This window comes from Azohydromonas lata NBRC 102462, from assembly GCF_001571085.1.
GTDB lineage: Bacteria > Pseudomonadota > Gammaproteobacteria > Burkholderiales > Burkholderiaceae_C > Azohydromonas > Azohydromonas lata.
Genome location: NZ_BCTC01000019.1, coordinates 44,679 through 57,240, shown reverse-complemented (window position 1 = coordinate 57,240; position 12,562 = coordinate 44,679). Strand labels below are relative to the sequence as shown.

General features: G+C 70.5%; 13 protein-coding genes. All 13 read left to right on the top strand.

The features are described from left to right. Window positions 1-8 precede the first annotated feature (8 nt). Window positions 9-569, top strand: coding sequence for a ribosome recycling factor (gene frr, locus ALA01S_RS09450; protein ID WP_066335205.1), 561 nt, complete (start codon window positions 9-11; stop codon window positions 567-569). A 29-nt stretch (window positions 570-598) separates the two neighbouring features. Beyond that, window positions 599-1,348 (top strand): polyprenyl diphosphate synthase, encoded by a 750-nt coding sequence (gene uppS, locus ALA01S_RS09445; RefSeq protein ID WP_066335203.1) that lies wholly within the window; start codon window positions 599-601, stop codon window positions 1,346-1,348. 10 nt (window positions 1,349-1,358) lie between these two features. Further along, a complete protein-coding gene (locus ALA01S_RS09440; RefSeq protein ID WP_066335200.1) occupies window positions 1,359-2,183 on the top strand; it encodes a phosphatidate cytidylyltransferase in 825 nt (274 codons plus the stop codon). Between the two features lie 56 nt (window positions 2,184-2,239). Next, window positions 2,240-3,433, top strand: coding sequence for a 1-deoxy-D-xylulose-5-phosphate reductoisomerase (ispC, locus tag ALA01S_RS09435; protein WP_066335197.1), 1,194 nt, complete (start codon window positions 2,240-2,242; stop codon window positions 3,431-3,433). Continuing rightward, window positions 3,430-4,788: an RIP metalloprotease RseP gene (gene rseP, locus ALA01S_RS09430; protein WP_066335195.1), complete on the top strand. Its 1,359-nt coding sequence runs from the start codon at window positions 3,430-3,432 to the stop codon at window positions 4,786-4,788. Before ispC ends, rseP begins: the two co-directional genes overlap by 4 nt. Window positions 4,789-4,803: 15 nt before the next feature. Then, window positions 4,804-7,107 (top strand): outer membrane protein assembly factor BamA, encoded by a 2,304-nt coding sequence (gene bamA / locus ALA01S_RS09425; RefSeq protein ID WP_066335194.1) that lies wholly within the window; start codon window positions 4,804-4,806, stop codon window positions 7,105-7,107. 5 nt (window positions 7,108-7,112) lie between these two features. Further along, window positions 7,113-7,616, top strand: a complete 504-nt coding sequence (locus ALA01S_RS09420) for an OmpH/Skp family outer membrane protein (protein ID WP_084267388.1) — start codon at window positions 7,113-7,115, stop codon at window positions 7,614-7,616. 103 nt (window positions 7,617-7,719) lie between these two features. Then, complete coding sequence (lpxD, locus tag ALA01S_RS09415; RefSeq protein WP_066335189.1) at window positions 7,720-8,745, top strand: UDP-3-O-(3-hydroxymyristoyl)glucosamine N-acyltransferase; 1,026 nt, start codon at window positions 7,720-7,722, stop codon at window positions 8,743-8,745. Continuing rightward, window positions 8,742-9,182 (top strand): 3-hydroxyacyl-ACP dehydratase FabZ, encoded by a 441-nt coding sequence (gene fabZ, locus ALA01S_RS09410; RefSeq protein WP_066335185.1) that lies wholly within the window; start codon window positions 8,742-8,744, stop codon window positions 9,180-9,182. Before lpxD ends, fabZ begins: the two co-directional genes overlap by 4 nt. Window positions 9,183-9,193: 11 nt before the next feature. Beyond that, complete coding sequence (lpxA, locus tag ALA01S_RS09405) at window positions 9,194-9,985, top strand: acyl-ACP--UDP-N-acetylglucosamine O-acyltransferase (RefSeq protein WP_066335274.1); 792 nt, start codon at window positions 9,194-9,196, stop codon at window positions 9,983-9,985. Window positions 9,986-9,993: 8 nt separating this feature from the next. Beyond that, window positions 9,994-11,145, top strand: a complete 1,152-nt coding sequence (lpxB, locus tag ALA01S_RS09400) for a lipid-A-disaccharide synthase (RefSeq protein WP_066335182.1) — start codon at window positions 9,994-9,996, stop codon at window positions 11,143-11,145. Beyond that, window positions 11,117-11,758: a ribonuclease HII gene (gene rnhB, locus ALA01S_RS09395; RefSeq protein WP_066335179.1), complete on the top strand. Its 642-nt coding sequence runs from the start codon at window positions 11,117-11,119 to the stop codon at window positions 11,756-11,758. The genes lpxB and rnhB overlap by 29 nt, the downstream gene beginning before the upstream one ends. Then, window positions 11,755-12,531, top strand: a complete 777-nt coding sequence (locus ALA01S_RS09390) for a TrmH family RNA methyltransferase (protein ID WP_066335176.1) — start codon at window positions 11,755-11,757, stop codon at window positions 12,529-12,531. The genes rnhB and ALA01S_RS09390 overlap by 4 nt, the downstream gene beginning before the upstream one ends. Window positions 12,532-12,562 lie beyond the last annotated feature (31 nt).

The window sequence follows — 12,562 nt, the reverse complement described above, 5'->3', positions numbered from 1 at the left end:
AGCGATCGATGACCATTGCCGACATCCGCAAGACGGCTGAACAGAAGATGGCCAAGACCATCGAAGCCTTCAAGAACGAACTGCAGAAGGTGCGCACCGGCCGTGCGCACCCGGGCCTGCTGGACCAGATCCACGTGGAGTACTACGGCTCCATGCTGCCCCTGAGCCAGGTCGCCAACGTGAGCCTGCTCGACGCGCGCACGATCAGCGTGCAGCCCTGGGAAAAGGGCATGGGCGCCAAGATCGAGAAGGCCATCCGCGAGTCGGACCTGGGCCTGAACCCGTCCTCCCAGGGCGACCTGCTGCGCGTGCCCATGCCCGCGCTCACCGAGGAGCGCCGCAAGGAGCTCACCAAGGTCGTGCGCCACGCCGGCGAGGATGCCAAGGTGGCCGTGCGCAACCTGCGCCGCGACGCCAACGAGCACGCCAAGAAGCTGCTCAAGGACAAGGCCATCACCGAGGACGACGAGCGCCGCAGCCTCGACGAGATGCAAAAGCTCACCGACCGCACCATCGCCGAGCTCGACAAGCTCGTCGCTTCCAAGGAAGCCGAAATCCTGGCGGTCTGACCGCGGCAACGGCACGGCGAGCGTTTTTGATGCAGAAGCAGCAAGCGCCTGGGCACCACGCGGCGCGCATCCCGCGCCACGTGGCCATCGTGATGGACGGCAATGGCCGTTGGGCCAAGCGGCGCTTCATGCCGCGCATCTTCGGCCACAAGCATGGCGTGGATGCGCTGGTGCGCACGGTGCAGGCCTGTGCCGACCGCGGCATCGAATACCTCACCGTTTTCGCTTTCTCCTCGGAGAACTGGCGCCGCCCAAGCGACGAGGTCTCCGGCCTGATGAACCTGGTGCTGGTGGCCGTGTCCAAGTACCTGGGCAAGCTGCAGAAGGAAGGCGTGCGCATCCACATCGTGGGGGACCGCGCCGCCGTTTCCGAGCGCGTGCGCTCGGCCTGGCAGCAGGTGGAAACGGCCACCGCGCACAACCGCCGCATCACGCTGTCGGTGGCCTTCAACTACGGCGGGCGCTGGGACGTCGTCCAGGCCTGCCGCCGCGCGCTGGCCCTGGGCTTGAGCCCGGAAGAGCTGGACGAGCGCCGGCTTGGGCAGCTCATGGCCATGAGCCATGCGCCCGACCCCGATCTCTTCATCCGCACCGGCGGCGAGCTGCGCATCAGCAACTTCCTGCTCTGGCAGGTCGCCTACTCCGAGCTGGTCTTCAGCAACTGCCTGTGGCCGGAGTTCGGCGAAGCCGAGCTCGACGCCGCGCTGCAGGAGTACGCCGGACGCGAGCGGCGCTATGGCGGCGTGCCTGACGGGCAGTCGCAGGCCCTGAGCGCCTGAAAGGCCAACCATGCTCAAGCAGCGCGTGATCACGGCGCTGGTCCTGCTGGGCCTGCTGATCCCGGCTCTGCTGGCGCCTGACACGCGCTGGTTTGCCGCCCTGACGCTGGCCTTCATAGGCGCGGCCGGCTGGGAGTGGATGCGGCTCAACGGGGCCGCCTCCGGCCTGGCGGTGGCTTCAGGCGCCGTGCTGGCGGCGGCCTGTGCCGGCGCGCTGGCCGCGGGCTGGACGCAGCAGCCACCCTCGGCGTGGTGGCTCGTTCCGGCCGTGGCCTGGGTGGTGGGCGGCGCGCTGTCGCTGCGCGCGGGCGTGGCGGGCTGGCCCAACGTGCCCAGGGCGCTGCGCGGTGTGCTGGGCCTGGTGCTGCTGTGGCTGGCCTGGCTGGCGTTGTCGCAGGCGCGCGCGCTGGGCCTGAACTTCATCTTTTCCGTGTTCTGCCTGGTGTGGATGGCCGACAGCGCGGCCTACTTCGGCGGCCGCCGCTTTGGCCGCCACAAGCTCGCGCCCACCATCAGCCCCGGCAAGAGCCGCGAGGGCGCCGTCAGCGGCCTGTTGGGCGTGCTGGTCATGGCCGTGCTGTGGCTCGCGCTCGACGGCGAGCGCAGCAGCCTCTACGGCCGCCTGATGGCCTCGCACGGGCCGGCGCTGCTGGTGGCCGGCGTGCTGCTGCTGGTGGCCATGAGCGTGGTGGGCGACTTGTTCGAGTCGCTGGTCAAGCGCGCCGCGGGCGCCAAGGACAGCAGCGCGCTGCTGCCCGGCCATGGCGGCGTGCTCGACCGCGTGGACGCGCTGCTGCCGGTGTTCCCGATCGCGCTGGCGCTGGCCGCGCTCTGACCCGCCCGCCGCTGCTGCCTTCACGCGCGCGCCGGGCCCTCACGAGATCCAACGTCATGACTTGCACCAAGCAGCGCCTCACCATCCTGGGCGCCACCGGCTCCATAGGCACCAACACGCTGGACGTGGTGGCCCGCCACCCCGAGCAGTACGAGGTGTTCGCCCTGAGCGCGCACCAGCGCATCGAGGCGCTGGCCGCGCAGTGCCTGCAATGGCGCCCCCGCTTTGCCGCCGTGGCCGACGAGGCCGGCGCGCGGCGGCTGCGCGCGCTGCTGGCCGAGGCCGGCTGCGCCACCGAGGTGATGAGCGGGCCGCAGGCGCTGTGCGAGCTGGCCGCGCATCCGGACGTGGACGCGGTGATGGCCGCCATCGTCGGCGCCGCGGGCCTGGCGCCCTGCCTGGCCGCCGCGCGCGCGGGCAAGCGGCTGCTGCTGGCCAACAAGGAGGCGCTGGTCGTGGGCGGCGCGCTGTTCATGGACGCGGTGCATGCCGGCGGCGCCACGCTGCTGCCCATTGACAGCGAGCACTCGGCCATCTTCCAGTGCCTGCCCGACGACCGCGCCGCCTGGCCCGCGCGCATCGACCACATCATCCTCACCGCGTCGGGCGGCCCCTTCCGCCAGCGCGACCCGGCCACGCTGGCCGCCGTGACGCCGCAGGAGGCCTGCGCCCATCCCAACTGGGTCATGGGCCGCAAGATCTCGGTGGACTCCGCGACCATGATGAACAAGGCGCTGGAGGTCATAGAGGCGCGCTGGCTGTTCGAGCTGCAGCCGCAGCAGATCCGCGTGGTCATCCACCCGCAGAGCATCATCCACTCCATGGTGGTGTGCCGCGACCGTTCGGTGCTGGCGCAACTGGGCACGCCGGACATGCGCGTGCCCATCGCGGTGGGGCTGGCGCATCCGCAGCGCATCGAGTCCGGCGCCGAGCTGCTGGACTTCACGCGGCTGTCGGCGCTCACTTTCGAGGAGCCCGACCCCCAGCGCTTCCCGGGGCTGCAACTGGCGTTTGATGCGCTGCAAGGGCCCGAAGGCAGCACGGCCGTGCTCAATGCGGCCAACGAGGAGGCGGTGGCCGCCTTCCTGGACGGCGCCATAGGCTTCACCGACATCCACCGCGTCAACGCGGCCACCATAGAGCGCGTGCTGCCCAGCCTGCCCGCGCAGCCGGCGCTGCAAGACCTGCTGGCGCTGGATGAACGGGCCCGCGCGCAGGCGCGGCACTTCGTCAAAGGAATGGCGACATGAGCACCTTGCTGGCCTTCATCGTGACGTTGGGCGTGCTCGTGTGGATACACGAGTACGGGCACTACCGCGTGGCGCGTGCCTGCGGCGTCAAGGTGCTGCGCTTCTCGGTGGGCTTCGGCAAGGTGCTGTGGCGGCGCCAGAAGGGCGACACGGAGTTCGCCGTGTCGCTGCTGCCCTTGGGCGGCTACGTGCGCATGCTCGATGAGCGCGAAACCCCGGTGGCTGCGCACGAGCGCCACCAGGCCTTCAACCTCAAGCCCCTGTGGCAGCGCGCGGCCATCGTGGCCGCGGGACCGGCGGCCAACCTCATCCTGGCCGTGCTGCTGTACGCCGTGGCGAGCTGGATGGGCACGCAGGAGATCAAGCCCGTGTTGGGCGCGCCCGTGGCCGGCAGCCTGGCCGAGCGTGCCGGGCTGCGCGCGGGCGACTGGATACGCGCGGTTTCGCGCGACGGCACCGACTGGGTGGACGTCGAATCCGTCGCCGACCTGCGCTGGCAGGTGACGCAGGCCGCCATGGGCGGCGAGCGGCTGCAGCTCATGGTCAGCGACGCCCAAGGCCACGCCTCGCGCAACCTGGTGCTGGACCTGCAGAGCCTGGCGGGGCAGGAGGTCGATGCCGAGCTGGTGCAGCGCATCGGCCTGGGGGCGCCCTACAGCGAGCCCGTGATGGGCGACGTCAAGGCCGGCGGCCCCGCCGCGCGCGCCGGTTTGCAGAGCGGCGACCGGGTGCTGCGCGTGGACGGCGTGCCGGTGATGGACGCCGCGAGCCTGCGCGAGCGCATCATGGCCAGCGTGCACGACGGCGTGCCGCAGCCCATGCGCTGGCAGGTCGAGCGCCGCGGCCAGACGCTGGAGCTGGCCGTGCAGCCTCGCCTGCACGGCGAGGGCCCCCGTGCCGTGGGGCGCGTGGACGCCTACATCGGCCACCCGGCCGAGACCGTGGTGGTGCGCCGCGGCCCGGTGGATGGCCTGGTGCAGGGTGTGCAGCGCACCTGGGAGGTGTCGGCACTGACGCTGCAGATGATGGGCAAGATGCTCATCGGCGAGGCCTCGCTCAAGAACATCTCCGGCCCGCTGACCATTGCCGACTACGCCGGCCAGTCCGCCAACCAGGGCCTGAGCTATTACCTGGGCTTCCTGGCGCTGGTGAGCGTGAGCCTGGGGGTGCTCAACCTCCTGCCGCTGCCCATGCTCGATGGTGGGCACCTCATGTATTATCTTTTCGAGGGATTGACCGGACGCCCGGTCTCGGAGCTGTGGCTCAAGTGGCTGCAGCGCGGCGGCGCGCTCATTCTGCTGCTGCTGATGTCCCTTGCCCTGTCCAACGACCTGGCCCGCTACCTGGGCCAGTAATCACGCGCGCATTCGATGCTGTTTCCCTTTTCTGTGAGCCCGCTGCGCCCCGTGGCGGCCTGCGTGGCGGTGGCGGCCGCCGCCTGTGCCTTGCCCGCCGCGCACGCGGCTGAGCCTTTCGTGCTGAAGGACATCCGCATCGAGGGCCTGCAGCGCACCGACCCGGGCACCGTGTTCGCCGCGCTGCCTTTTCGCATCGGCGACACCTACTCCGACGAGAAGGGCGCCGCCGCGCTGCGCGCGCTCTTTGCCACCGGCCTGTTCCGCGACGTGCGGCTGGAAGTGGACGGCGACGTGGTCGTGGTGGTGGTCGATGAGCGCTCCATCATTGCCGACGTCAACTTCGTGGGCCTCAAGGAGTTCGACAAGGACACGCTGCTGAAGTCGCTGAAGTCCGCCGGCATCGGCGAGGGCCTGCCCTTCGACCGCGCCACGGTGGACCGCGCCGAGCAGGAGATCAAGCGCCAGTACCTCTCGCGCAGCCTCTACGGCGCCGAGGTGGTCACGACCATCACGCCGCAGGAGCGCAACCGCGTCAACGTCACCTTCACCATCGTCGAAGGCGACACGGCGCGCATCAAGGACATCCGCATCGTCGGCGCCAAGGCCTTCTCCGAGGGCACGCTGCTGGGCCTGCTGGAGCAGACCACCGGCGGCTGGCTGACCTGGTACACCAAGACCGACCGCTACTCCCGCGCCAAGCTCAACGCCGACCTGGAGACGCTGCGCGCCTACTACACCAACCGCGGCTACCTGGAGTTCAACGTCGAGTCCACGCAGGTCACGATCTCGCCGGACAAGCAGGACATCTCCATCACCATCAACGTGCGCGAGGGCCAGCCCTACACCGTCACCGGCGTGCGGCTCGAAGGCGACCTGCTGGGCAAGGAAGACGAGTTCCGCGCCCTGGTCAAGGTCAAGCCCGGCGAGCCCTACCGCAGCGAGGACGTGGCCGAGACCGTGCGCCAGTTCACCGAGCGCTTCGGCTTCTACGGCTACGCCTTCGCCCGCGTGGAATCGCGCCCCGAGATCGACCGCGCCAACGGCCAGGTGGCGCTGGTGCTGACGGCCGACCCGCAGCGCCGCGTCTACGTGCGCCGCATCAACGTGGCGGGCAACACGCGCACGCGCGACGAGGTGGTGCGCCGCGAGTTCCGGCAGTTCGAGTCGTCGTGGTACGACGGTCAGCGCATCAAGCTCTCGCGCGACCGCGTGGACCGCCTGGGTTACTTCAGCAACGTTGCCGTCGATACCGACGAGGTGCCGGGCGCGCTGGACCAGGTGGACCTCACCGTCAACGTCACCGAAAAGCCCACCGGCAACCTCATGCTGGGCGCGGGCTTCTCCAGCGCCGAAAAGCTCACGCTGTCGGGCTCCATCCGCCAGGAGAACGTCTTCGGCAGCGGCAACTACCTGGGTGTGGAAGTCAACACCAGCCGCTACAACCGGCAACTGGTGCTCTCCACGGTGGACCCGTACTTCACCATCGACGGCATCTCGCGCGCGATAGACCTCTACTACCGCACCAGCCGCCCAATCAACAGCCAGGGCGAGGACTACCAGCTCATCACCCCGGGCGCGGCCATACGCTTTGGCGTGCCGTTCTCCGAGTACGACACGGTGTTCTTCGGCATCGGTGCCGAGCGCACCGAGATCCGCGGCAGCGCGCTGCCCGTGGCCTACGCCAAGTACCGCGAGAGCTTCGGCGACACGGCGGTCTCGGTGCCGCTGACGCTGGGCTGGGCCCGCGACCAGCGAGACAGCGCCCTGGTGCCCACGCGCGGCCGCTACCAGCGCGTCAACGCCGAGTTCTCCGGCGCGGGCGACGCGCGCTACCTGCGCACCAACTTCCAGATCCAGCAGTACATCGCGCTGGGCCCGCGCTTCACGCTGGGCCTCAACGGCGAGCTGGGCTATGGCAAGGGCATCGGCGGCCGTCCGTACCCGGTGTTCAAGAACTTCTACGGCGGCGGCCTGGGCTCGGTGCGCGGCTTCGACCAGGGCTCGCTCGGCCGCGTGGACCCCACCGGCGCCTACTTGGGCGGCAACCGCAAGCTCAACCTCAACGCGGAGCTCTATGTGCCCGTGCCGGGGTCGGGCAACGACAAGACGCTGCGCATCTTCGGCTTCATGGACGCCGGCAACGTGTGGGCCGAGGACGAGAAGATGACGCTGTCGGACCTGCGCGCCTCCGCGGGCCTGGGCCTGAGCTGGCTCTCGCCGGTGGGTCCGCTCAAGCTCAGCGTAGGCACGCCGGTGCGCAAGCAGTCGGCAGATAGAATTCAACGTTTCCAATTCCAGATCGGGACCGCGTTTTGAAGAACATGGGTGGATTGAAGTCGCTGGTCTTTGCCGCGGCGCTGGCGGCTGCCGGCGCGAGCGCGCAGGCCCAGGAATTGAAGATCGGCTACGTCAACAGCGAGCGCGTGCTGCGCGAGGCCACGCCGGCCAAGGCCGCGCAAAGCAAGCTGGAGGCCGAGTTCGGCAAGCGCGAGAAGGAACTGGCCGACATGGCCACGCGCCTGAAGGCCGCCTCGGACAAGCTGGACAAGGACGCGCCCACGCTCAGCGAGGCCGAGCGCACCCGCCGCCAGCGCGACCTCGTCGAGCAGGACCGCGACTTCCAGCGCCGCCGCCGCGAGTTCCAGGAAGACCTCAACCAGCGCAAGAACGAGGAGCTGGCCTCCGTCGTCGAGCGCGCCAACAAGGTCATCAAGCAGATCTTCGACCAGGAAAAGTACGACCTGATCCTGCAGGAGGTCGTGTTCGCCAGCGGGCGCGTGGACATCACCAAGAAGGTGATAGACGCGCTCAACGCCGGCAAGTGACGCCTGAGGCCCGGGACGCCGCGCGGCGTCCCGGGGCAGCTTTTCCCCCGCGGCCGCCTTTTGGGCGGCCGCAGCCTTTGTCCCACTGAATGAGCCTGCAAGCATGAGCGTCGCGCTTTCCGACATCGTGGCCGCGCTCGGCGGCGAGCTGCTGGGCGACCCGGCCCTGGCCATGGACGGCATCGCGCCGCTGGAGTCGGCCGAGCCCACGCACATCAGCTTCCTGGCCAACCCGCGCTACCGCAGCCAGCTCGCCAGCACGCGTTCCGGCTGCGTGATCGTGGCCCCGGCGCTGCGCGACGAGGCCGCCGCCCGCGGCGCGGCGCTGGTCACGGCCGACCCCTACCTCTACTTCGCGCGCCTGACGCAATGGTGGGCGGCGCGCACGCGCGCGGCGTTGCCCGCGGGCGTGCACCCGTCGGCCGTGGTGGAGGAGGGCGCGGTGGTGGACCCGTCCGCGCGCATCGAGGCGCTGGCCTTCGTGGGCGCCGGCGCCATCGTGGAAGCGGACGCCGTGGTGGGCACGCAAAGCCACGTCGGCCGCGGCGCGCGCGTGGGCGCGGGCTCGCGGCTGGCGCCGCGCGTGGTGCTGGGCGAGGGCTGCACGGTGGGGCAGCGCTGCATCCTGCACAGCGGCGTGGTGGTGGGGGCCGACGGCTTCGGCTTCGCGCCCAACCAGGGCCGTTGGGAAAAGATCGAACAATTGGGTGCCGTCACCATGGGCGACGACGTCGAGATCGGCGCCAACACCTGCGTGGACCGCGGCGCGCTGGGCGACACCGTCATCGAGGACGGCGTGAAGCTGGACAACCTGATCCAGGTCGCCCACAACGTGCACATCGGCGCGCACACGGCCATCGCCGGCTGTGTCGCCATCGCCGGCAGCACGCGCATCGGACGCCACTGCACCATCGCCGGCGCCTCCAGCCTCGTGGGCCACATCGAGCTTGCGGACCATGTCCACATCTCGGCCTGCACGCTGGTCACGCGCTCGGTGCGCCAGCCGGGCCGCTACAGCGGCTCCTTCCCCTTCGACGACAATGCGAGCTGGGAGAAAAACGCAGCCACGTTGCGTCAGTTGCACGCCCTGCGCGAGCGCGTCAAAGCGCTAGAGAAAAAGACCTCATGATGGACATTCACCAGATTCTCAAGAAGCTTCCCCACCGCTACCCCATCCTGCTCGTGGACCGGGTGCTGGAGGTGGAAAAGGGCAAGCGCATCGTGGCGCTCAAGAACGTCACCATCAACGAGCCGCACTTCACGGGCCATTTCCCGAACCGCCCCGTGATGCCGGGCGTGCTCATTCTCGAAGCGCTGGCCCAGGCCTCGGCGCTGCTGGCCTTTTCCTCGGAGGAGAGCGGGCCCGACGAGAACACGGTGTATTACTTCGTCGGCATCGACGGTGCGCGCTTCAAGCGCCCGGTGGAGCCGGGCGACCAGTTGCGCCTGGAAGTGACGCTGGAGCGCATGAAGGCCGGCATCGCCAAGTTCAGCGCGCGCGCCCTGGTGGGCGAGGAGCTGGCCGCCGAGGCGCAGATCATGTGCACGACCCGCAAGGTCGCCTGAGCATCCCGCGCATGGCCCTCATCCACCCCACCGCGCTGGTGGACCCGGCCGCCGAGCTGGCGGACGACGTCAGCGTCGGCGCCTACACGCTCATCGGCCCCGAGGTCGTCATCGGCGCGGGCACGCGCGTCGGCCCGCACTGCGTGATCGAGGGCCGCACCACCATCGGCCGCAACAACGAGATTTTCCAGTTCGCCTCGTTGGGCGCGGCCCCGCAGGACAAGAAGTACGCCGGCGAGCCCACCGAGCTGCACATCGGCGACGGCAACACCATCCGCGAGTTCTGCACCTTCAACCGCGGCACGGCGCAGGACGTGGGCATCACCCGCATGGGCGACGACAACTGGGTCATGGCCTACGTGCACATCGCGCACGACGTGCAGTTGGGCAGCAAGACCATCCTGGCCAACAACGCCACGCTGGCCGGCCACGTGCACGTGGGCGACTGGGTGATCGTCGGCGGCCTCACCGGCGTGCACCAGTTCGTCAAGATCGGCGCGCACGCCATGATCGGCTTCGCCACCGCGCTGGCGCAGGACGTGCCGCCGTTCATGATGGTGGACGGCAACCCCGCTTCCACGCGCGGCTTCAACATCGAGGGCCTGCGCCGCCGCGGCTTCAGCCGCGAGCGCATCGCGCAGGTCAAGCAGATGCACAAGCTCATCTTCCGCGAGGGCCTGACGATGGACGCCGCCAAGGCGCAGATCGCGGCGCTGCGCGGCGGCACGGACGCCGAGGGAGACGCCGACATCGCGCTGATGCTGGACTTCCTGGAGCGCGCCAAGCGCGGCATCGTTCGCTGAAGCCGACCATGGCACCCATCGCAGGCGATCCTCGCTTCTCGATGGTCGCCGGCGAAGCGTCCGGTGACCTCCTCGCATCGCTGCTGTTGGGCGGCATGCGCCGGCGCTGGCCGCAGCTCTCGGCCACGGGCATAGGCGGGCCGAAGATGGCCGGCCAGGGTTTCACGCCCTGGTGGCCCTCGGACAAGCTGGCGGTGCACGGCTACGCCGAGGCGCTGCGCCACTACCGCGAAATCTCCGGCATCCGCGAGGCGCTGGCCGAACGGCTGCTGCGCGAGCGGCCGCAGCTCTTCATCGGCGTGGACGCGCCGGACTTCAACTTGGGCCTGGAAGCGCGGCTCAAGGCGGCCGGCGTGCGCACGGTGCACTTCGTCTGCCCCTCCATTTGGGCCTGGCGCGGCGGGCGGGTGAAGAAGCTCTGGCGCAGCGCGGACCACGTGCTGTGCCTGTTCCCCTTCGAGCCCGAGCTGCTGCAGGGCCACGGCATTGAGGCCAGCTACGTGGGCCACCCGCTGGCCGACGCCGTCCCGCTGGACGTGCCCCGTGCCGCCGCGCGCCAGGCGCTGGGCTTCGCGGCCGACGAGCCCGTGCTGGCCGTCATGCCCGGCAGCCGCCGCGGCGAGATCAACAACCTGCTGCCCGCCTTCCTGGGCGCGGTGCGGCGGCTGCACGCGGCGCGCCCCGCGCTGCGCTTCGTCCTGCCGGTGGCGCCGGGGCTGCGTCCGCTGGTGGACCAGCACATTGCCGCCCACGGCGCCGGGCTGCCCGTCGAGCTGCTAGACGGCCGCTCGCACGAGGCCCTGGCCGCCTGCGACGCCACGCTCATCGCCAGCGGCACCGCCACGCTGGAGGCCGCGCTGTTCAAGCGCCCAATGGTCATCGCCTACCGGCTGCACCCGCTGAGCTGGCAGCTCATGAAGCGCATGCGCTACCAGCCCTGGGTTGGGCTGCCCAACATCCTTTGCCGCGACTTCGTGGTGCCGGAGCTGCTGCAGCACGACGCCACGCCCAACGCGCTGGCCGACGCGGTGCTGCAGTGGCTCGACGCCCCGCAGCGCGCGCAAGCGCTGGAACAAAGATTCATGGAACTTCATCACCTGCTGCGCCGCGATACGGCGCGCACCGCCACCGATGTCATCGCACGACTGCTGGGGTCCTGAGCAAATGGCGCTGTGCTTCGACGTCCCCGGACTGGTGGCCGGCGTGGACGAGGCCGGCCGCGGCCCGCTGGCCGGCCCCGTGGTTGCCGCCGCCGTCATCCTGGACGACGCCAACCCCATCGAGGGCTTGGCCGACTCCAAGGTGCTGACGGCGCGCCGGCGCGAACAGCTCTTCGACGAGGTGCGCGCCAACGCCCTGAGCTTCTGCATCGCCGAGGCCAGCGTCGAGGAGATCGACCGCCTCAACATCCTGCACGCCACCATGCTGGCCATGAAGCGGGCCGTGGAGGGCTTGCGCCTGAAGCCGGCCAAGGCGCTGGTGGACGGCAACCGGCTGCCGCCGCTGCGCATCCCGGCCGAGGCCATCGTGCGCGGCGACGCGCTGGTGGCCTCCATCTCCGCCGCCTCCATCCTGGCCAAGGTGCACCGCGACCGGCTGTGCCTGGAGATGCATGCCGAGCTGCCGCATTACGGCTTCGACGTGCACAAGGGCTACCCGACGCCCGCACACCTGGCCGCGCTGCGCGAGCATGGCGCCAGCGCCGCGCACCGCCGCAGCTTCCGCCCCGTGCGCGAGGCGCTGGCGGCCCGCTTGGCGGGAGGCGAGGCATGAACGAGCCGCAACGCGTCACCTCGCGCGACAACCCGCTGCTGGTCAAGCTGCGCAAGCTCACGCAGGACCCGGCCGCCTACCGCAAGCTGGGCCTGGTCTGGCTGGAAGGCGACCACCTCTGCCGCGCGCTGCTGGCTCGCGGGCAACGGCCGGCGCAGGCCGTGGTGAGCGAGTCCGGCTGGCTGCAGCCGGCGCTGCGCGAGCTGGCCGCCGCCGCCGACAAGGCCGTGGTGGTGCCGGATGCGCTGTTCGCCGGCATCAGCGCGCTGGAGTCCCCGGCGCGCATCGGCTTCACGTGGGTGCCGCCCGCGATGACGGACATTGCCGCGGGCCAGGCCGCCGTGGTGCTGGACCGCGTGCAGGACGCGGGCAATCTCGGGAGCATCCTGCGCAGCGCCTCCGCGCTGGGCTTTGCGCAAGTGATCGCCCTCAAGGGCAGCGCGGCGCTGTGGTCGCCCAAGGTGGTGCGTGCCGGCATGGGCGCGCATTTCAACCTGCGGCTGGTCGAGGGCGTGGACGTGGACGCCCTGGACGCCCTGCAATTGCCGCTGGTGGCCACCAGCTCGCACGCCGCGCAGGCGGTGCACGAGGCGGCGCTGCCCTGGCCCTGCGCCTGGGTCATGGGCCACGAGGGGCAGGGCGTGCGCGAAGAGCTGCTGCAGCGCTGCGGGCTGACCGTGCGCATCGTGCAGCCGGGCGGCGAGGAGTCGCTCAACGTGGCCGCGGCAGCAGCCATCTGCCTGCACGAGTCGGCGCGGCGGCGGGCGGGCTGATGCGTCACGGACGGCGGCTCCCAGCCGCCGC

Bases quoted from the DNA above. Each gene is read 5' to 3' on its own strand.
- fabZ (WP_066335185.1), top strand. From the start codon at position 8,742: ATGATGGACATTCACCAGATTCTCAAGAAGCTTCCCCACCGCTACCCC.
- ALA01S_RS09390 (WP_066335176.1), top strand. From the start codon at position 11,755: ATGAACGAGCCGCAACGCGTCACCTCGCGCGACAACCCGCTGCTGGTC.
- lpxA (WP_066335274.1), top strand. From the start codon at position 9,194: ATGGCCCTCATCCACCCCACCGCGCTGGTGGACCCGGCCGCCGAGCTG.
- lpxB (WP_066335182.1), top strand. From the start codon at position 9,994: ATGGCACCCATCGCAGGCGATCCTCGCTTCTCGATGGTCGCCGGCGAA.
- rnhB (WP_066335179.1), top strand. From the start codon at position 11,117: ATGTCATCGCACGACTGCTGGGGTCCTGAGCAAATGGCGCTGTGCTTC.
- frr (WP_066335205.1), top strand. From the start codon at position 9: ATGACCATTGCCGACATCCGCAAGACGGCTGAACAGAAGATGGCCAAG.
- lpxD (WP_066335189.1), top strand. From the start codon at position 7,720: ATGAGCGTCGCGCTTTCCGACATCGTGGCCGCGCTCGGCGGCGAGCTG.
- bamA (WP_066335194.1), top strand. From the start codon at position 4,804: ATGCTGTTTCCCTTTTCTGTGAGCCCGCTGCGCCCCGTGGCGGCCTGC.
- ALA01S_RS09440 (WP_066335200.1), top strand. From the start codon at position 1,359: ATGCTCAAGCAGCGCGTGATCACGGCGCTGGTCCTGCTGGGCCTGCTG.
- ispC (WP_066335197.1), top strand. From the start codon at position 2,240: ATGACTTGCACCAAGCAGCGCCTCACCATCCTGGGCGCCACCGGCTCC.
- ALA01S_RS09420 (WP_084267388.1), top strand. From the start codon at position 7,113: ATGGGTGGATTGAAGTCGCTGGTCTTTGCCGCGGCGCTGGCGGCTGCC.
- uppS (WP_066335203.1), top strand. From the start codon at position 599: ATGCAGAAGCAGCAAGCGCCTGGGCACCACGCGGCGCGCATCCCGCGC.
- rseP (WP_066335195.1), top strand. From the start codon at position 3,430: ATGAGCACCTTGCTGGCCTTCATCGTGACGTTGGGCGTGCTCGTGTGG.